This window comes from Vibrio sp. 10N.261.51.F12, from assembly GCF_041471725.1.
Classification (GTDB): domain Bacteria; phylum Pseudomonadota; class Gammaproteobacteria; order Enterobacterales; family Vibrionaceae; genus Vibrio.
This window is the reverse complement of record NZ_JBFROV010000014.1, coordinates 122,014-141,288: the sequence shown is the minus strand read 5'-3', so window position 1 is coordinate 141,288 and position 19,275 is coordinate 122,014. Positions and strand designations below refer to the sequence as shown.

The window sequence follows — 19,275 nt, the reverse complement described above, 5'->3', positions numbered from 1 at the left end:
TCAGATGAGGTTGTCGTGAATTTTCCCCACCGAGTTTTTAATTTAAATACGCTCAAATTAATAGCATTAGCAAGCCTGAGTGTTGGCAGCGCGGCTAATGCATTAGAAGTCATGAACCATGATGAGAAAGCTCAACTAGAAACGATCAGTAGTAATTACGATAACGGTTATTTGCAAACGGGTCTTGAAGAAAACAATGAGACGTACAGCCAGTTAGTTTCTAATATTGAGTCCATTAAGATCAATTTAGTCAATAATATTGAAAACATAAAAGTTGACTCCACTTCGATGGAGAAAAAACTGGTTGCTGGCGAGTATGACGAAGCGTTATCGGATACGTTGCGTAACTTAGCGTCTCGTGTTGCTGAGTTAAACTCCGAGTTGGTGAGCAAAGAAACGCTACTTACAGAGAAAAAAGCACTCATTTCTAAAAATGAATCTGTGATTAAAGGCTTAGACCGGACTAAAAATGAAGCGTTACTTGCTTTATATAAGCAAGTGAAGTCTCGCTACCTTGTTGAGTCTCGCAAAGTAAACCGCGATACCTTTGTTGGTAACCTAGAGTGTGATTCAAGTGAAAGCATGTCGGCGTGTGTCAATCGTAATTTAAATACAATGAAGCGCTCATTCATGCTCGAAAAGGGTGGCTTCGAGCGGGTAAATATCACCTCTTTTAATATTGTTGATGCGACCCAAAAAATGAATGGTGACCTGACATACACCGTGGAAGCCAGCTACAAAAACGAATTTGATTCCAATACCGAATTAGAGCTACGCAAGGCGTTGGGGCTTGAAAAAGTGAGATTTGTTTTTCGGTCTAACTCGAATGACACGGTTTTCTATATTAATGACCAAAAAGTAGGCACGGGCTCTAAGGTTGATATCGCGGGTAATTATGTTGGTATTTACAATGTTCGAGCCGTCAACGAATCAAAAACTCAATCTTTAAAGCTGAGTCTGACCAATGATGGCGACTACTTTTTCCCGTTTTCCACAAAGAAGACTCAATCAGCGCCGAGCCCAGTAAAATCAGAATCGAAGGCTAAAAGCTCTGTAAAAGGAAACGAACCTAAGGCGGCAACAGCTCCTACATTAACCAAACAGATTCTAAACGGTTATGAAAACAAAGCCCCACTAGAGCAGAAGAAAGTGGATGGGTTAGCGGGTAAGCGCTTTACCAATACGGTGATACATAAAGATGATGCGTATCAGTATTTACTGCCGGTTGAATATTCAGACAATGGCAGCAAAGCGGTGTACTTAACTAAGTCGGATGCCACTCGTTATTGTTCGGATAAACTGTCTTCTAAATTGGCGTCGAGAACCGCATATCAGTATCTGTTGAATGGCAACAAGCTCGGTATGGGGAATTATTGGTTATCCTCTGGTAGTGTTTTCTCATCAACATTAAATGAAGACACCACTAAAAAGGTCACTAAAAATAAGTTCGTCTGCATGATGAATATGACGGGCACTTGGTAACTCGCCGCAAAGTTGCGCTGCTCTCTAAATGCTAAGCTGACAGTTTCGAAAGATAAAAGGCCAATGGGTAATCCATTGGCCTTTTTAGTATGTGTGACCTGTCCTAAATAAGATTTGTTACGTCCTTGAATGTGTATACACATCGAGGGCGAATTAGGAGCAGTACGTCTTATGACGGTTACCTTTACCAGGAAGGAGGGCTTACCTTTCCCTGGCAAGAACAGTGGTTAGACGCTGGTTGAACGCCTAATCCGTTTTACTGGTACGATTACGTGAGAAACTCCAGTATGCAAGACCACCCCAAGCAAGCACTTGCAGCCAGAGCTGTGTCCAATGACCAGAGATTTGAGACCAACTTGCACCCATTTGGTTGAGTTTTAGGAAACCGTTAATGGCGGGTTGCGTAGGAAACATCGCGGCGACCCATCGAATTGGGGCAGGCAACATCTCAGACGGCCAAATAAAACCAGCCGAAAAGACCAAGGGCATAGAACTTAATAATACGACAACAGTAACAAGCTCGCGGCGTGGGGTAATCGCGCCAACAAAGACCCCTATAAAGCACGAGACCAATAAGAATGGCAGCATTAATGTCAGTAATTCCAATGGTTGAGCAAGTGTGCTGATCCCATACATGTTAAAACTGGCACCGAAGTAGTACATAGACAGTAAATAATAAATCAGTAACAAAATCCCGGTCCGCACGGCTAGTACCGAGAAGACGGATTGTGTCTGCCAATATCCACTGCCTTGTCGTTGGGTTCCACCAATGAGCCCCGATGCCATGGCCAGTGTCTGTTGAAGAATTAAAACAAACACCGCAGGAACAACATAATCTACGTAGCCCATTCGCGGGTTAAATGTAGGCTTACTGTTTAATCGAGTGGCCGCGTATTGGTGCGATGCTAATTCCAACGGAACACCATCAATCAATAACTTCGTCACTTTTGTCTTGGCAGCCAGTGTACCGCCTGCTTGCGCAAGCCCTTCAACGACGGTGCCATAAACAAGGAATAATGCCGCGTCTCCTGCGTAGGATAAAACAGGGCTTTTTCCTAGCATTAGATCTTTGTAGAAGTGCTCAGGGATGACAATGAAGCCTGTGATATCACCTTGCAAAAACGATTGCTTGGCGTCTTTAATCGTATACAGTCGCTCGGTAACCGTCACATTCGGAGTGGCATCGACCATTCGTTCAAGTTGAAAGCTTGTCTGGCTGCTATCGAGGTTAACAACGGCAATAGGCTGCTCGCGTGGTGTTTGTTGCGTGTAGGGGAGTGGGTATAAAAACGAATAGAAAATAACCCCCCCAAACACGGTCAAAGTGACAACAGGGTTAGTCAGGATAGCTTTTAATTCGAGTTTAATGTGTTCGAGCAAAGTCATACAGCAGACTCCTTACTCATGTGCTTTTTAACTAAAACCACGGTCAGTAGCAGTGGTATGACATACCCTATCATTGGTAACAGATGTGATAGCGACTGGCCTGCGGTGACGCCGTAACTTGCTTGGCTAACTTGTACCTCAATGTAGTGGCTGATAGGCAGCAACTCTCGCCAAGCCATGGCTAACGTATTCATATCAGTTGCAGGAAAGGTGATGCCCATGAACGCGAAACTTGGCGCAGTAAATGCGCCTGCAAAGCTCATCGCTCTTGCTGCATCACACGTTAGAAAGAAAAAGAAGCTAGCCATAATCATACAAGTTAACGTTGTCACTGCTTGCGCAAAGAATAGTACAAGCCAACTGCCTTCCATCGGCCACGCGAGGATGTCGTAAAACCATACGAGAAAAAATGAGCCTTGCAGCAAAAACCATAAAAAGTAGGGCAGTAACGTACGGCTTAATTGGCGCACAATTGACACGTTACCAAGCCAAGGTCGAATCCCAGCGATTCGGTAGTTGGCGCTTAGGACCAACACGGTGAAAGATACGATCGCAATTTGCCAAATGGCAGGTACGATAGCGCTAACCAGAAATTGAGCGTAATTCGTCCCTTTGTTAAACAATGGCGTAATTTGAGTACGCACGGGGACGGCGTTACCGATAGCGCTCATGCTAGTTGTACTGCCCTTTGATAGGTTTTTTATAACATCGATTTGAGCATTAAATGTACCTTGGGCTTGAAGCGCAGCGGAGTTGATTAAGCGCCCAACGAGTATGTACTGGCTGTTGTAAAACAACGTCACTTGAGGTGGGATAGATCGAGTAACGGCTTTATCAAAGCCAGCCGGTATGTATAAAATCGCGTAGATATCGCCTTCAACCAAAGCGGCTTTCGCTTGTTGAATATCATCATACTGATGATCAACACTTAACATTGACGTCGCGTCATAGTGGCGAACTAATCGTTGTGATAAGCCACTTTTGTTGAGGTCCACGACCCCAACGGGAAGGTTGCTGGCAATCCCTTGTGAAAATATCCAATAAATGGATAAACATAAGAGAATAGGTACCCATGTTAGACAGGATAAGAGCCACTTATCATGTCTGAGTATGTGCCACTGGCTGTAGTGCTGCCCAGTCGACGAGGCGCTGGGTAACGCTGTGTTTGGAGCTTGGTTCATGCTCGACCCTTACATCTCAACCACAAGACTCATGCCCATTCGTAACTTAACGTCACTGCCAACTGGGCGAGCTTCTACTTCGAAGGTACGCAAGTCAAACCCTTGCGTGGCATCTGTTGAACGCCATGTTGCAAAGTCACCCATGACGGCGACATGGAACACCTTAAAGGTTACGTCTTTGTCTAAAGCAGGAACATAAGCGTCAAATTCTGTATCTTTTTCAAAATGTTGCAGTTGATCCTCACGCACATTCAACACGGCCCATGTGTCTTTGGTGTCAATGACTGTAACCACTGGAAAGCCTTGCGGCGCAAGTTCACCGCTGTGCAGAAGAACCTGAGAGACTTCGCCATCAAACCATGAATGGATTTTTGTATCAGCCACGTAAGCTTCGACCTCGGCTACCGCGCCAGCGGCCATACGAACCTTTTCTTCAGCGGCGACTTTTGTTTCATTGCGTGCGCCTTCTTTTGCCATTTCAAACATCTGATACGCAGCGCTTTCAGTGTATTTTGACGCCTGCCATTGTGTTTTTGCTTCGTCGCGTTTCTGTTCGGCGACTACGCCATCTTTATAGAGATTGTTAACACGTAAGTAGGTCTTTTCCATCAACTGGGATGCGGCTCTGGCTTTGCGCCATTGGTCTTCTGCCGCTCGAATCTGCTGCTGGCGAGCCCCGTTGTTAGCTTGTTGAGCCAAAGCGCCTGCGGCTTTTTCGCCAGCAACCGCTTGTTCTAACTTGGCTTCGATCTCAGGGCTATGGATGGTGAAAATTAACTGGCCTTCGGTAATGTCATCGCCTTTTCGGACCATGACTTGATCGATTCTGCCTGGTACCTTTGATGAGATGCTGTACTGTTGCGACTCAATCTGTCCTTGGATACGAAATGGAGGTGTTTGATAAGCATCAAAAAACTTATAGCCTACCCATCCTGCAATAACGATCGCACCGAGTGTCGCGAGTGTTGGTTTTACCTTGTTCATGATGCGTCCTTATTACTGATGTTTGCAGGATTGATAGATTGGTATTTGTATTGGCTAAAGCTGTTCATTTCACTGGAAAGCGCCAGTAACTTGTTGAGAGACAATAGGTATTGAAAGCTTGCTGCTGCTTGCTGTGTTTTAATGCTCGCAAGGTAAAGTTCTGCATCAACGACATCCAGTGAGCGTCCTAAACCTTGTGAGAATGCTTTCTGTCTTAACGACAAGTTTTCTTCGGCGAGGGACAAGCTGGAGTTCAGCCCGATGGCTTCATCTAATGCTTGCTGAGCCTCTAGGTACGTTTTTTCGACCAGGACACTGAGATCGAGCTTTGCTTGACGTTTGAGGAACTGGACTTGACTGACTGCACTATTGGCCGCTTTAACTTTTTCACTTCGGCCCGTATTTTCAATTAATGGGATACTGACGCCAATCCCGACCAACCAATCTGGTGTCATTTGGTTCGCTAACGAATCACCCTCATAGAGGTTATAGTCACCATACGCGTATACTTCCGGGTAATATTTGCCGTTTTCAGCCTTGATAAGACTACTGGCTTGTTTTTCTTTTGCGTCAAGAATGGATAAGCCAGGGTACGTATCTAAAGTTTGATCAATGAACGCATCTAAAGGGGGGAGGGAGCGATTGATAAAGAGCTCGTCTCTTGGGTCGACTTTTTCTGTTTGCCCCAAAATTTGTGTTAATGCAGCTTGAGCAATATTTAGGCTGTGTTGTGCTTTTTTACGTTCAACGGTCGCTTTATCAAGCGAGGCTTCAGCTTGCAGGCGCTCTACCCTTGCAATTTGTCCTTGGTTTTCAAGTTTAATGGCGTGATCGCGATGCTTAATTAACCCCTCTTCCGCCGCGATTCTTGTTTCCACAACTTCCTTAGCCAAAATCACGCTGAAATAGTATTTACTCAGGTCTTCGTATCGAGCTTGGACTTCCATAGCGAGTTGGCTTTCTGCTTCTTCTTGGCGGCCTTCAGCAGCGGTTTGCGCGGCAGTAATGCGACCACCAGTAAAAATAGGCCAGATAGCGCGAATCGAGGAGCTGAAAATATCTTTGTGTTCGATGGTGGAGGTGACGCCACCAAGCCCGCTTAATAATTGCCCTAGAATTGGGCTTTGAGGCACGCCACTTAAGCTGTCGCCCAGTTGCTGTCCTGAGACAGTAACATCTTGGTCGAGCCGCGTGTAGTTGGCGCCTACAGTGACACTTGGAAGGTTTAGATTACTGGTTGCGCTCTTCAAATGTCCATATCGTTCGACGTTGGCACGTTGCGCCGCGAGTGAGTTGTTGTTTTGTTGAAGCAGCTGCCAGGCTTCGTCGAAAGAGACGTCTGCACTCCATGCATTAAACGAGAGTGTGCCTAACAATGCGCCCACAACCAAAGGCAGGGACCTAATTTTCATGTTTGCTCCAAGCGGTACGTTAAAAAAGTTAGAGTTTATACTCTAAAAAATATAAGTGCAATACTATTAATGTAGACGCAAAGAGGCAAATTACGAAGTTAAGTGTTTGTTTTTTTTGAACAAGGTCGTTAAAAAAGAAAGAGGCTCGTTATGAGCCTCTTGAGGGTAGGAGTTATCTATGAATGGGAGGGGCAGATATAGCCCGCTCTCCATACCAAATCTTTAGCTTTTAGCATGGCCTTAAGCACCTCGCTACCTGACATTTGCGGGGAAGCAAAAGAGACCTGCAGGTCATCTTCTATGGGTGCTAGCTGCGAGTCTTTTTGTTGGTAAGCCCTAACATGAGTGAAAGTTGATGCTCGGTTCTTTGACAGCACAGCCCTATTTAGGCAAATTCCAAAACAGTCACGTTTCATAACGTTGTTCCTTATACGCTCTCATTATTTTTATTTTTCTGAGATGTTAATTTTTGGTTGTCTCTATTGCTCCATCACTAACCATGATGTGCTCGTTTAATATACAAAAAATGCACTAATTAGTTCTAAAAATAACCTAAAAGTGGTGTGATCTTAGCCCGCGTTTCGAATGAACTATATGCAACATGGATTTCTTGCTTATGAATCGCACGTTAATGGTGCTGAATACAAATTATAAATTACTTAATAGTGTCACAGAACGATGACACACAGAGTGTATTGATGTTACATGACTGTTAAGGTATTAACATGAAAGAGGGAGTATTAATGAAGTGGAATCAGTTTAGCTTCCGTCATCGAATGTTGATCATTATGACCTTGTCAGGGTTGCTCCAACTGGTGATATTGTCACTGGCTGGGTTTAGTTATATTAAGCAATCGCAAGAACAAGAGATGGGCTTTAAAGCACAAGGTGTCGCGACATTTTTAGCGCAATCTTCTTCAGTGATAAGCATGATTGAAAACCGTTCCTCGGCAACTCGTCAACATCGTTTCCGTGGCCTGACCGAAATGATAGGGGCGGCTTTTATTGTGATCGGTGATCGTGATGGAATACGGTTGGTGCATCCCATTGATGAACGAATCGGCAAACCAATGAAAGGGGGCGACAATGATAAAGCCCTTGTGCATGGGCAGTCATATGTGTCGTTTGCCGAGGGTTCGTTAGGTAAGTCGGTGCGTGGCAAGGCTGCCGTGTTCGGTGCTGATGGCAACATTATTGGCGTTGTTTCGGTTGGGTACTTGCTTGATAGGCTTCAAGACCGTATTGAGCCATATTTGGCTTTTTTATTAGGAATGGCGGCACTGGTTTTAGTGGCTAATGGTATTGTATCAAACTATATTTCTAGGCGTTTTCAGAAGGCGATATTGGGCTTCGAGCCCGAAGAAATAGGTCGATTGTATAGTGAACTGGATGTGACAATGAGCACCATAAAAGAAGGGGTGATCAGCATTGATTCAAATGGAATACTGCGCTCAATTAATACCAGTGCTTGCGATATATTGCAGCTAGATAAGCAGGCGTCACTTAACCAGCCACTAACTCGTGTCTTACCGAATTCGGATTTGCATCATTTACTCGATAGCCAAGAGGTCGATCATGATATTGAGTTGTATTTAAATCAGCGAAGAATTGTCGCTAACCGCGGTCCTATTCTTGTCGACGGTAAGGTTGTCGGGGCCGTATCGAGCTTTCGTCTAAGAGATGAGATTAACGACCTTACGGATCAACTTTCACAAACGAAGGCTTATGCAGAAATGTTACGCTCTCAAACCCATGAACACCGCAATAAGCTGAACACTATTAATGGGATGCTTCAGATGGGGGAATTAAGTGCCGTACAACATATGATCGGGCAAGAAACCGCGCACTATCAATCCCTAATCGAGTTTTTAAGAGAGACCATCCGTGACCCATTGATCGCTGGAATGTTGTTAGGCAAGACTGAGCGGGCAAGAGAGCTAGGGTTAACCTTAGTGGTTGACCCTGAATCTCGTTTAGAGCCGATGCCTGCAGCGTTGAACTCAGATGACTTGGTGACGATTCTCGGTAATCTTATTGATAATGCATTTGATGCGAGTTTGTCGGCGATTCAAAAAATGCCGAATGACCGAGAATTACGCGCCACGGTTGAGGTGTCAGTAAGTGATTTTGGCAATGAGATAATCCTCGAAGTGGTTGATAAAGGCTGCGGATTGCCGACCAATCTAGATGTGTCCTCTCTGACACAACGTGGAGTGTCGAGCAAGTCGCCTAGCAACCGCGGGGTAGGGTTATTCTTGGTTAAACAGTTAACCGAGCGCTATCAGGGGCAATTAGAGTTGATAGCAAATAATGATATGGGGACTCGAGTCACAGTATATGTACCAAAGGATGGATTGGCATGAGTGCAATGACACGTGCAATGATTATAGAAGACGATTTAAAAATCGCAGAACTGCATCGCCGGTATCTAGAGAAAATGGGTGGGTTTGATGTCGTAGGGATTGCAACGTCTTGCGCAGAAGCAGAGATGCAACTGGAGTTACTAGAGCCTGAGTTGGTGATGCTAGATGTGCATTTACCCGACGGAACCGGCATCGATATTTTGGGGCGTTTGAGAACGTTGAACCAGCAGTGCGATGTTATCTTAATCACAGCGGCGCGAGATGTTGAAACTTTGCAGCAAGCCATGCGGGGTGGGGTGATTGACTATCTTTTAAAACCGGTCATGTACCCTCGCCTAGAAGCCGCATTAAAAAAGTACCAAAAACGAACGAAGAAGTTGCATCATTTAGACGGTTTAGATCAGTCAATGGTTGATGAGATGATGCAAAATAATTCTAACGAGTCGGCGGCAGAGAAACATCTACCGAAAGGCATTGACGGGGTGACTCTGGAGAAAATACGGACTATTTTTGTCGATAAGAATCTGTTTACCGCCGATGAAGCCGGTGATTACATAGGGGCGAGCAGAACGACGGCTAGGCGCTATCTGGAGTTTTTAATTAGTACCGGAGAGCTTGAAGCAGATGTTAACTATGGCTCAGTAGGGCGCCCCGAGCGATGTTATCGCCGAGTCCAAAGGGCGTAGCAAAGGATGATTAGATGGAAATTGAAGCGGAAAAGGGTAGTAAACCATCCATTGGTATGGAAGTGTGTTCTTTGCACCCTTTTACATCTAACGATTATCCTTTACTCATCGACTGGATAAACACGGACACGCTTAACTATCAATGGAGCGGCCCTCAATTTACCTTTCCTTTGACGCATCGACAATTAACGGAGCATTATCGTAATCAAGCTGCGCAGCCTTTTTTGTTCCATGTTAATGGTCGTAAGGTTGGGTTTGTGGAGTTAGTTCGAGTCGACAATGACACGCTACGTATCTGTCGAGTGTTTATTCATCCTGACTTTCAAGGACAAGGTTTCGCTTTTAGAATGTTAAAGCGGTTGCTCGCACTTGCCACCTCGAAAAACGAACGTTCCGATATTACGCTGTCAGTGTTTTCGCATAACCGTTCTGCTATTCATTGCTATCAAAAATTAGGGTTTGTGCGTACGGACATTGTCAGAAACACTAAATTTGTCGAAGGGCGTTACTGGGACTTATGGTTAATGTCACTAAAAAGGACGAGTTAAAGACATGGCGTCCGAACGCATCGTAAATTAACACGACAAGGAAGCACAAACGAATGCTAACCATCGAGCGGTTACAAGCCCATAACCAAACTAATGTGCTGAATTTGTCTGTGCTGGATGCACAGAAAGCGTTTGTTGGTGATATTGCCAACATCATTGAACAAAGCAGTACGCAAAGCTCGGTGTCTCAATGGGTCATTTGGCATGATAGTACCCCTGTGGGATTTTTCTTACTTGATCGGTCTTATTCGAGTCGGTACTCATTTTGCCCGCAAGGGAGTGTTGGTTTGAGGTCATTTTTTATAGACCAGCGATATCAGGGGCGCGGATTTGCAAGACTCGCGCTTGAACAGATTGCCTATCACTATTCCACTTGGTTAGGCGAGGAAGTCGGGGATTTGTATCTTACTGTGAACTGTAAAAATCAGACAGCAAGGTCGCTGTATTTAAAGCTCGGATTTAATGATACTCAGCGTCTGTATCTTGGTGGAGAAGCTGGGCCGCAACATATTATGTGTTTGACATCAAAGCGCGAAGCTAAAATAGGATTATGATGCCAGCTTGGTATAGGTCTAGTGATTATAGAATCTACTTACTATCGGACTCCTTAACTGCAAATAGTGCCCATGAATGAAGGCAATGTTGTCATTGAGCCTTGAGCTAAGCATCGATAGTCACGATATTAACGAACATACCACTCTCACTTTTTTATTAACAACACGTGCATGTTTGGCACGTCATGTAAGGCCATTGGGGTGATTTCGAGACTTCCACGCTGGATAGAGTCCGGCGCATTCATTTTAGCGTTGCTTGCCGGTACAGTGAACGCCGTAGGTTTACTGGGCTTTCAGCACCAAGCCATATCACATTTATCCGGCACTGCAACGTTACTCGGTACGCAACTATTTAATAGCTGGTCGACGTCAGGTCACTTAATCGCCATTATTATTAGTTTTTTAGTGGGGTCGGCTATCTCAGGGGTGTTTATCTCCAACGTTTCATTGAAATTGGGGCGTCAATATGAATGGTTATTGTGTATTGAGGGGGCGTTATTGATCTTGGCGACGTATTTCTTAGCTCACAACTCTCAAACTGGCAGTTATTTTGCGTCGGCTGCCTGTGGGTTGCAAAATGCATTGGCAACGACGTTCAGCGGCGCGGTAGTAAGGACCACGCACGTTACTGGGATTGTTACCGACCTCGGGATCATGATTGGTTCCACGTTGAGAGGTGAAAGCTTTGATAAGCGCAAGGCTAAATTGTTTGTCATTATATTATGTGGCTTTGTGTCTGGCGGCTTAGCAGGCACGATTTTATTTAATTATCTGGCTTTTTATGCATTAATGCCTCCCGCGATTCTATGCTTGTTGTTGGCGTTGGGATATCGCGTTTATAGAAAGCGAATTGCTTATACAACGCGTTCAGAGAATTAGGGTTCTGAGATTGATGGAGACGCAGACAGGACTTGATTTTTGAACGCATGTGCCGCTATTGGTTGCATAGATGGGCCGCTTTGCTTGGTGGTTTTGTCGTGACGTGTTGGGAGAGCTGGCGAATCGAGATGATATTCGCGCGGCACCATTCCACATTCACCGTATCATTCCTATCGCATTATTAGAGAATTGCCTTGTCTTGAAGTAAAGTATTACTCAGTGTGCAAGTATAATGAGTAATACCATTCAAGCGCTGAGGTAACGGCGTTTGAAACAAACCACACTGAATTGACCAAACTTGAATCTCGTTATGTCATAGTGACGGCGCCGCTAAATGCTAAACGGTGTGACGTTGTTTTTGGTTAGGCTTATGCACCACATTCACTAATACCTAAATAAAGTTTGAGTAGAAGAGTTTTAGAATGAAACTATCGAAAACAGAAAGTCGTGTTGTAGATCGTACGATTGACCAATGGCTGGAGGAGGGGATCATTACCTCAGAGGATTCTAAAAAACTCAAAGGTAGCTATCAAATAGCCAACATAGATTGGTCGATAATCGCCAAATACTCATTCTGGATAGCCATTGTTTGTATCGTGTTCTCAGTGTTATCGGTGCTACTTGATGAGTGGCTAATTAAGTTGTTTGAAGAGATATTCACGGCGCCAGACATTGTTAAAAGTGGATTTTTCGCGTTGATTTCAGGGCTTTTTTATACCTTTGGGCTTCGCCGCAAGCGGCTTTCACCGGACAAAATGTTTAGTAATGAAGCCCTATTTGTATTGGGAATAGTCAGTACTGCATTGTCGATTTATTTTCTTGGGCAGGTGATCCAAGCGGACAGTTTAGCAAAACTGATCCTACTCGCTGCATTTGTTTACGGGGTATTAGGGCTCTGGATACCATCTTTGATCGTTTGGTTGTGCGCCCTATTAACGCTCGGTTGTTGGTTTGGGTTTGAAACCTATCAGGCCAGCGAATTGGGTTATTTTATTGGTTTAAACTTTCCGCTGCGTTTTGTGCTGTTTGGCTCGCTACTTATTGGCGCTAGCTCGTGGGCACTGCGCCGTTGGGATTCAAAAGAAGACTTTGTCGCAACTACTCGCGCGGTAGGGCTTTCTGTTTTCTTTATATCCATGTGGCTGATGTCGATTTTTGGCAATTTTGGTGATTGGTCGGCATGGAGTGGTGTCGATCAATTCTCTTTGATTCACTGGTCGGTACTACTGCTTATTGCGTCTATTGCATCGCTGTATCATGGTATGAAATATGATGATGAACTGACTAGAGGGTTTGGTTTGATTTTTATCTTCATCAATCTCTACACGCGTTTTATTGAGTATTTTTGGGAAGGGACGCATAAAGCCGTACTCTTCGCGATTTTAGCAATCAGCTTTTGGTTCTTTGGGACTCGAGCCGAAAAGATATACCGTATCGGTCGAGCCAATGAAAAACCAAATTGTAATTAGAAGAATCATGGTTAACATCTGAATACAACTCGGTTCATCGCCGGTAGGGTTTATGCGCGTGGGGCTGTGGACATCAAATAGAGCGCTTGCTTTAGGCACTCCAGTTCTCACTGCCGCTGAGCGTAAATTTCTACCCTTTAGCCTTCTTGCAAACGGCGCGTACCATACCTTTAAAAATGAAAAGATGAGCAGGCATCATGGCGAACCAGTAAAGAAGCCCTAAAAAGCCCTGCGGGTGCCACCAAGCCGAGATGTTAATCTCTCGCCTATCTCCGAGATCCGTGATGGTAAATTCCAACCTTCCTAAACCCGGCCCTTTCATTCCAAAGAGTAAAGAGAGAAAGCCCGGTTGTTCACAGCGAATGACTTTCCATGAATCAATAAAATCACCGACCTGAAGCGTTGGCCCTTTCGGTATGCGCCTCTTAGGCCGCCCGCCACCAAAGAAAATATCTAACCATTCCCTTGTGCGCCATAAGCTATTAGCAAAAAAGTAGCCTTCTTTAGGGCTGCCAATTTGTTTCACTACATCCCAAAGCGCCTCACTTGATTTAGTCGTGGAGAACGTTGCACCTGTTTTCTTGGGATAATAACCATAACCTGCCTGCCAGCGTGTTAACGCACTCGGATCAAAGCCCCAAACATTACTAAGAACAAAATCTCCATCTTTAGCGACGCTCGTTTTTACTGCTTCCTCATAAGAAATTAATCGCTGAGGGTAACGGGTTTGGATTTTGGTCGAGTCGGCAATAAAATCATGCTCTAACCCCGCCAATAAGGCGCGCCCAATACTTGAAGGTACCGAGGTGACGATGCCTAGCCAATACGAAGCTAGCCTTGGAGTCAGTAGGCTTGTAGCCCAAAGGCGTAGTGGCTTGTTAATGCTGTCGCAAATAATACGAAATTGCTCGTGATAGGAGAGTACGTCGGGCCCACCGACCTCGTAAATAACGGTTTGTGGTCGTTCATCTTTGGCTAGCTGAAGTAGATAATGGTTGAGGTTTTCAAGCGCAATAGGATTGGCTTTTGAATCGACCCATTTAGGTGCAATAAGAATCGGCAGGTTGTAGACAAAGTCACGCATGATCTCATAGGCGGCGGATCCTGGGCCAATGATAACGCCCGCTCTCAACTCTGTAATCGCGACAGAACTGGTTCTTAGTAAATCACCGGTTGCTTTTCGCGCTGCCAGGTGACTGGAGTTACCAGTTTGAGGCTGAATGGCACTTAAATAAATCACGTGTTTAACGGTGCTGATATCGAGTGCATCCTTAACGTTTTGGGCTAACGTGAGTTCGTAGTCAAGGAAATCATGACCATGCGCCATGCCATGCACGAGAAAATAGATAACATCAAAATTAGGCACGATTGCCATCGTGGCTTTGCGGTCAGCTAAATCAAGGTACTCGAATGTTAGTTGGGAGTGTGGCATGACCCGAGCTTTGAGGTATTCGATTTGACGAGCGGCCGCGGTAACTTCATGGCCTTGCTCCAATAATAATGGAATTAACTGTGAACCGACGTAACCGGACGCGCCAAGGACCAAAATACGTTTCATTTGTCACTCCATTTATCAAATAATAAGTATTATCTTATTAAAACTTAACATATTTTCTGATTTTTGCTGTGCGAAATATAAAGACATCACCGTTTTCTGCAATATAACTAACTGAATGCCATCACGACAGCTTTTGCGAAAAAACGATATTTCATTCTTATCTAGATGTGAAAATCGGATAGTTCACCTTTAACAGACCATTTTGGCTTCCTACCTTGGGGTTTTTAGTGTAAATTCACACTCCAATTTTGTGTGTGATTGAAGTGTAGTAGTGCTTAAATTATCTGACCTAAGTAAAGGCTATATCGATGGTGGTGAGTTTCACCCTGTACTGCAAGGTGCAGAGTTGACAGTGTCACAAGGTGAACAATTAGCTTTGATGGGTGAGAGTGGTTCAGGTAAGAGTACTTTACTCAATCTTCTCGCAGGGATAGACAGTGTTGATTCTGGTGAAATATGGTATCCCGATTTCGCGATGCACGATTCGACGGAAAACATGCGAACCGCGTATCGTCGAAACAACATTGGGCATATCTTCCAGCAGTTTAATTTGCTTCCAACGCTCAACGTCGCCGACAACATCCGCTTTTGCCGTCAAATAAAAGGTCTCCCAGAAGATAGGGGCTTGTGGCGTCAAATTCTTTCCGCGCTTGACCTCATGGCTTTATTAGGGCGCTACCCTGAAGAGATATCGGGTGGACAACAACAGCGTGCTGCCATTGCTCGAGCGCTTTATATGGAACCCAAAATTCTTTTAGCAGATGAACCGACAGGCAGCTTAGATGAGCGAAATGCTGAGGCCGTGATGCGCCTTCTTACTTCGTTAACCAGTCAGCTAAAATGTACTTTACTGGTGGTGACACACAGTGAAAAGGTGGCAAGCCATATGGACGGTTGTATTCGCCTCCAAGGAGGACACCTGCATGTTATTGCCCGTAGTTAAAGCGCTACTTGGGCACTATCGCCGTCACCCACTCCAAATTCTACTCGTCTGGTTAGGCTTAACACTCGGTGTTTCACTTCTTGTGGGCGTAACCGCGATCAATCACCATGCTAAACAGGCTTATGCCAGTGGTGAGAAGCTATTTGCCAACCCCGTTCCCTATCGAATTCGTCCCAAGCATGCAGAAACAAAAATCCCTCAAGGCTTTTATGTTCAACTGAGGCGTGAAGGTTTTAAGCAGTGTGTACCGTTTGATATGCATAAAGTGATGACGGCGGATGATTTAGAGTTAAATTTAGTTGGCGTCGACCCTGTCGCATTGTTGCAACTAAAAAACTCCGTCACAATCAGTGATCTCGCCTCACAAGACCTTATGAAGGTACCGACTACGGTGGTCGTCAGCGCTGACTTAGCTGAGCATAAGGGTTGGCAGGCGGGAGATATCATTACTCTCAAAGGGGGCAGACAGATCGGCCCCATCAAAATTGATACAAAAAAGGGGATCCGTGGGACGCGCATACTAGCCGATATGTCTCTATTGCGTAGCCTTAAAAAATCGTCTGGACTGTCCGTCATCGCCTGCGGTGATATGTCATCCGAAAAACTTGAAGCGTTACGTAAACGTATTCCTAACGGGATGACATTATCAAGAAGCTCTCAATCTCAGCTTGAGGCGCTCACGAAAGCTTTTCACACTAATTTAACTGCGATGAGCATGCTGTCTTTTGTCGTTGGGTTGTTCATTTTCTACCAGGCGATGTCGTTATCGCTAGCTCAGCGTCAACCTCTAGTGGGCAGCTTACGTCAATTAGGGGTTTCCGGATGGCAACTTGCACAAGCCCTGTGCCTTGAGCTCGCAGGACTTGTATTCCTGAGCTGGTGGGGGGGGAATGTGTTGGGTTTGCTTCTTGCGAATCAACTCATACCTGCTGTCTCACAAAGCCTCAGTGATTTATATGATGCGAACATTGGACTGAGCATTGAATGGAGTTGGGAGTGGAGCATGTACAGCTTCTTGCTGGCTTTCTTTGGTGCCGTTATCTCTTGTGGTTGGCCATTGGTTCGCTTATTAAAATCGCAACCGATCCGATTATCTTCCCGTTTATCGTTGATGCGCTTTACTGGTGCGGAGTTTACTTGGCAGGCATTCGTAGCATGTGGTTTTTGTGTCGCAGCTATCGCCATCTATCAAGCACCTAAGTCGCAGAGTTCCGGTTACGCCATTATAGTATTGATGCTATTGAGTGTGGCGCTGATTACCCCATTCATTATTTGGAAAGTGTTTACTGCGCTATCGTTTTCTCTGAAATGGGTGAAGGTACGATGGTTTTTCGCCGATGCTGCAGCCAGTATGAGCTATCGTGGTGTCGCCAATATGGCATTTATGCTTGCGATGGCGGCGAACATGGGGGTGGAGACCATGGTTGGTAGTTTTCGTGACACAACTGACAGGTGGTTGACTCAGCGTTTAGCCGCGGACATTTATGTATACCCGACAAACAATAATGCTGATCGCATGAGTAAATGGTTAGAAGAACAACCAGAAGTCGAACGAGTCTGGTGGCGCTGGGAAGAAGAAGTGCCAACTGACAATGGTATGATGCAAGTAGTAAGTACAGGAGACTCTGTGGGCGAGTTGGATTCGCTGACGGTCAAAACGGGTATTCCTAATTATTGGTATCACCTGCATCATTCCAAAGGCGTAATGATCAGTGAATCGATGGCGCTGAAACAAAAGTTGAGGCCTGGTGATTATCTAGATTTGGGTAAACCATTAGGTAAAAACTGGCAGGTGATCGGGGTCTACTATGACTATGGTAACCCTTACGATCAGGTTCTTATGTCACAAAACCGTTGGTTAGCAAGTTTTGCTGGCTCTGGAGACGTGGCGCTTGGCGCAGTATTAAACGACAAAGAACATTCAGTCATGGTACAAAGACGTCTGCAAAGTACCTTTAGGCTAAATACTGAACGAATTTACGATAATACAACGATTCACCGTGAAGCAATGCAGACGTTTGATCGAACATTCGCGATTGCAGACACACTAGGTAACATCACATTGGTTATTGCCGTGTTTGGTATCTTCTTTGCGACAATCGCGGGTGAGGTTTCGAGGCAACGACATACGTCTTTATTGCGTTGTTTTGGGATATCTGGGCGTGAGCTCGTTATCGTAGGTGGATTACAGTTACTGGTCTTTGGCTTGATTTCGGCCGCTATCGCTATGCCATTGGGCATTGCATTAGCGCAATTGATTGTTGATATTGTTATTAAGCAGTCATTTGGTTGGTCTCTACAACTGCAAATCGTACCTTGGCAGTATCTCACCACCAGTTTGTGGAGTTTACTTGCTCTGGTTGTTGCAGGTGCTATTCCTGTTCTCCGATTGATTCGAAATTCGCCTATTAATTCGTTAAGAGACGCTTTGTAAATGACCCGACTTCAAAAAATAATCTTTTTCAGTTGCTTAGTCGTTGTGGTTACGGCTTCGTTTGTATGGGTTGTTAAAGATGAAGAAGAACGTATTACCCGCTCTAAGACGGCACACATCAACACTATATTTGGTTCACCAGGAAAGAAAGTATTTGAACCCGTATTGCCTGACCGCGCGGTTAAACTTCCGGAGGATTTTAGTTTTCATCCTGAGTTCCACCATGAATGGTGGCAGCTTGTTACAGAATTGACCGATCAACATGGGCAGACCTATTGGCTGAGATGGCGCTTCTTTCGCTATGCCAGTGATGACCGAGTTAAAACAGGGTGGGAAGACCCTCAAATCTATATTTCCAATGTTGTTCTAACCAGTCATCTGGGAATGTTTACCGACCAACGCATATCGCGCGGAGGCATTGGACAAGCGGGTGGTGTCAGTCGTCCATTCAGAGTATGGATTGATGACTGGTCTTGGCGTTCTCTGTCGAGAGATCCGATGCCTGGTAATCTAAAAATCGCGACCGAGAAATTTAAGATTAACTTGCAGCTTGAGCAGAAAGGCAAGTATGCCATCATCGGAGAGAACGGCTATCATGCGAAACATGACTTGCTGTCGCGAGCGTCTTATGTTTTTGAAGCGCCTTTTATCTCTGCATCGGGTCAAATAGCATTAGCCGATGGACAAAAATTATCGGTGACTGGAAGCGCATGGCTTTCAAAAGAGTGGGGCAGTGAGTTAGTCGGGCGAAGCTCGGTTGGTGAAGATAATTTTGCTATTCGTTTGTCAGCGGACAAGGTACTGACAGTGAGTCAGTATCGATACAACAGAAATATGCCGTTCACTAGCGCAAGTTTGATTGACCAATCAGGTGCTGTGACCACCATTGACGCTGATGATATCGCGTTACGGGTGTTGAATTATACCCAAGTGGATACGGGGGCTCGCGTGCCTTTAACGTGGAGTATAAGCGCGCCCAAGTATGGTATTGATGTGACCATAAAAGCGGACGATAACGTTAACTGGGTGAATTTTGTGGTACCTCAATGGCAGGGGCCAATTCACACAACAGGTACACACTCGGCATCAGGTTACATGCAGCTCAACGGATATTGAGCAAGATCTCCCCCTCTTGTTACTGCATAAATGTTGTAACTCAACAACATTTGTATTCCATCATTTTTTTCTCTAAATTTAATTAATCAAGATGATATTGACAGCCGCCTACCCAAGGCGGCGGTTTAGTCTTTTCTCGATAATTATGCACTATACTGATTGGTGATGAGCGAAAATAAAATGGATTTTTCGAATGATTTTCCTTTAATGTTCGGTTATTCCGATGTTTAACCTCTGAACAATCGATTTTTTCTGTAATTTAACTAGATATAGAATCTAA

Annotated in this window: 16 protein-coding genes; 10 read left to right on the top strand and 6 right to left on the bottom strand. The window is 44.9% G+C overall.

Features of this window, described 5'->3' with window-relative positions:
- The first annotated feature begins 15 nt into the window (after positions 1-15).
- Positions 16-1,482 carry a hypothetical protein gene (locus tag AB4405_RS07935; RefSeq protein WP_372060335.1) on the top strand — a complete coding sequence of 489 codons (1,467 nt, stop codon included), beginning with the start codon at positions 16-18 and terminating at the stop codon, positions 1,480-1,482.
- Positions 1,483-1,728: 246 nt separating this feature from the next.
- Here the strand turns inward: AB4405_RS07935 and AB4405_RS07930 are convergent, their stop codons facing one another.
- The 5 genes from AB4405_RS07930 to AB4405_RS07910 form a co-directional block, all read right to left on the bottom strand.
- Positions 1,729-2,868: an ABC transporter permease gene (locus AB4405_RS07930; protein ID WP_372060334.1), complete on the bottom strand. Its 1,140-nt coding sequence runs from the start codon at positions 2,866-2,868 to the stop codon at positions 1,729-1,731.
- A complete protein-coding gene (locus AB4405_RS07925; protein WP_372060333.1) occupies positions 2,865-4,049 on the bottom strand; it encodes an ABC transporter permease in 1,185 nt (394 codons plus the stop codon). The genes AB4405_RS07930 and AB4405_RS07925 overlap by 4 nt, the downstream gene beginning before the upstream one ends.
- A 9-nt stretch (positions 4,050-4,058) precedes the next feature.
- Complete coding sequence (locus AB4405_RS07920; protein WP_372060332.1) at positions 4,059-5,033, bottom strand: HlyD family secretion protein; 975 nt, start codon at positions 5,031-5,033, stop codon at positions 4,059-4,061.
- The gene (locus AB4405_RS07915) at positions 5,030-6,445 is read right to left on the bottom strand and encodes a TolC family protein (RefSeq protein ID WP_372060331.1); all 1,416 of its coding nucleotides are present in this window, start codon (positions 6,443-6,445) and stop codon (positions 5,030-5,032) included. Before AB4405_RS07915 ends, AB4405_RS07920 begins: the two co-directional genes overlap by 4 nt.
- Positions 6,446-6,621: 176 nt before the next feature.
- Complete coding sequence (locus AB4405_RS07910; RefSeq protein ID WP_372060330.1) at positions 6,622-6,861, bottom strand: cation transporter; 240 nt, start codon at positions 6,859-6,861, stop codon at positions 6,622-6,624.
- 327 nt (positions 6,862-7,188) lie between these two features.
- Here AB4405_RS07910 and AB4405_RS07905 point away from each other — a divergent pair, with 327 nt between their 5' ends.
- From AB4405_RS07905 to AB4405_RS07880, 6 genes are all read left to right on the top strand, one after another.
- The gene (locus AB4405_RS07905; RefSeq protein WP_372060329.1) at positions 7,189-8,808 is read left to right on the top strand and encodes an ATP-binding protein; all 1,620 of its coding nucleotides are present in this window, start codon (positions 7,189-7,191) and stop codon (positions 8,806-8,808) included.
- The gene (locus tag AB4405_RS07900; RefSeq protein WP_372060328.1) at positions 8,805-9,494 is read left to right on the top strand and encodes a response regulator; all 690 of its coding nucleotides are present in this window, start codon (positions 8,805-8,807) and stop codon (positions 9,492-9,494) included. Before AB4405_RS07905 ends, AB4405_RS07900 begins: the two co-directional genes overlap by 4 nt.
- Before the next feature lie 14 nt (positions 9,495-9,508).
- Positions 9,509-10,042, top strand: a complete 534-nt coding sequence (locus tag AB4405_RS07895; RefSeq protein WP_372060327.1) for a GNAT family N-acetyltransferase — start codon at positions 9,509-9,511, stop codon at positions 10,040-10,042.
- 53 nt (positions 10,043-10,095) lie between these two features.
- A complete protein-coding gene (locus tag AB4405_RS07890; RefSeq protein ID WP_372060326.1) occupies positions 10,096-10,596 on the top strand; it encodes a GNAT family N-acetyltransferase in 501 nt (166 codons plus the stop codon).
- A gap of 201 nt (positions 10,597-10,797) precedes the next feature.
- Complete coding sequence (locus tag AB4405_RS07885; protein ID WP_372060325.1) at positions 10,798-11,475, top strand: YoaK family protein; 678 nt, start codon at positions 10,798-10,800, stop codon at positions 11,473-11,475.
- Between the two features lie 422 nt (positions 11,476-11,897).
- Entirely contained in the window at positions 11,898-12,944 is a 1,047-nt protein-coding gene (locus AB4405_RS07880; protein ID WP_372060324.1) for a hypothetical protein, read from the top strand.
- Positions 12,945-13,074: 130 nt separating this feature from the next.
- Here the strand turns inward: AB4405_RS07880 and AB4405_RS07875 are convergent, their stop codons facing one another.
- Positions 13,075-14,502: a DUF2867 domain-containing protein gene (locus AB4405_RS07875; protein WP_372060323.1), complete on the bottom strand. Its 1,428-nt coding sequence runs from the start codon at positions 14,500-14,502 to the stop codon at positions 13,075-13,077.
- Between the two features lie 271 nt (positions 14,503-14,773).
- Here AB4405_RS07875 and AB4405_RS07870 point away from each other — a divergent pair, with 271 nt between their 5' ends.
- The 3 genes from AB4405_RS07870 to AB4405_RS07860 are packed head-to-tail and all read left to right on the top strand — an operon-like array spanning position 14,774 to position 18,995.
- Positions 14,774-15,445, top strand: a complete 672-nt coding sequence (locus AB4405_RS07870) for an ABC transporter ATP-binding protein (protein WP_102470676.1) — start codon at positions 14,774-14,776, stop codon at positions 15,443-15,445.
- The gene (locus AB4405_RS07865; RefSeq protein ID WP_372060322.1) at positions 15,426-17,879 is read left to right on the top strand and encodes an ABC transporter permease; all 2,454 of its coding nucleotides are present in this window, start codon (positions 15,426-15,428) and stop codon (positions 17,877-17,879) included. The genes AB4405_RS07870 and AB4405_RS07865 overlap by 20 nt, the downstream gene beginning before the upstream one ends.
- Positions 17,880-18,995, top strand: coding sequence for a lipocalin-like domain-containing protein (locus tag AB4405_RS07860; protein ID WP_372060321.1), 1,116 nt, complete (start codon positions 17,880-17,882; stop codon positions 18,993-18,995).
- Positions 18,996-19,275 lie beyond the last annotated feature (280 nt).

Coding starts and splice junctions, on each gene's coding strand:
- AB4405_RS07915 (WP_372060331.1), bottom strand. CDS start 6,445: ATGAAAATTAGGTCCCTGCCTTTGGTTGTGGGCGCATTGTTAGGCACA.
- AB4405_RS07930 (WP_372060334.1), bottom strand. CDS start 2,868: ATGACTTTGCTCGAACACATTAAACTCGAATTAAAAGCTATCCTGACT.
- AB4405_RS07865 (WP_372060322.1), top strand. CDS start 15,426: ATGTTATTGCCCGTAGTTAAAGCGCTACTTGGGCACTATCGCCGTCAC.
- AB4405_RS07925 (WP_372060333.1), bottom strand. CDS start 4,049: ATGAACCAAGCTCCAAACACAGCGTTACCCAGCGCCTCGTCGACTGGG.
- AB4405_RS07875 (WP_372060323.1), bottom strand. CDS start 14,502: ATGAAACGTATTTTGGTCCTTGGCGCGTCCGGTTACGTCGGTTCACAG.
- AB4405_RS07880 (WP_372060324.1), top strand. CDS start 11,898: ATGAAACTATCGAAAACAGAAAGTCGTGTTGTAGATCGTACGATTGAC.
- AB4405_RS07905 (WP_372060329.1), top strand. CDS start 7,189: ATGAAGTGGAATCAGTTTAGCTTCCGTCATCGAATGTTGATCATTATG.
- AB4405_RS07890 (WP_372060326.1), top strand. CDS start 10,096: ATGCTAACCATCGAGCGGTTACAAGCCCATAACCAAACTAATGTGCTG.
- AB4405_RS07910 (WP_372060330.1), bottom strand. CDS start 6,861: ATGAAACGTGACTGTTTTGGAATTTGCCTAAATAGGGCTGTGCTGTCA.
- AB4405_RS07860 (WP_372060321.1), top strand. CDS start 17,880: ATGACCCGACTTCAAAAAATAATCTTTTTCAGTTGCTTAGTCGTTGTG.
- AB4405_RS07895 (WP_372060327.1), top strand. CDS start 9,509: ATGGAAATTGAAGCGGAAAAGGGTAGTAAACCATCCATTGGTATGGAA.
- AB4405_RS07920 (WP_372060332.1), bottom strand. CDS start 5,033: ATGAACAAGGTAAAACCAACACTCGCGACACTCGGTGCGATCGTTATT.
- AB4405_RS07900 (WP_372060328.1), top strand. CDS start 8,805: ATGAGTGCAATGACACGTGCAATGATTATAGAAGACGATTTAAAAATC.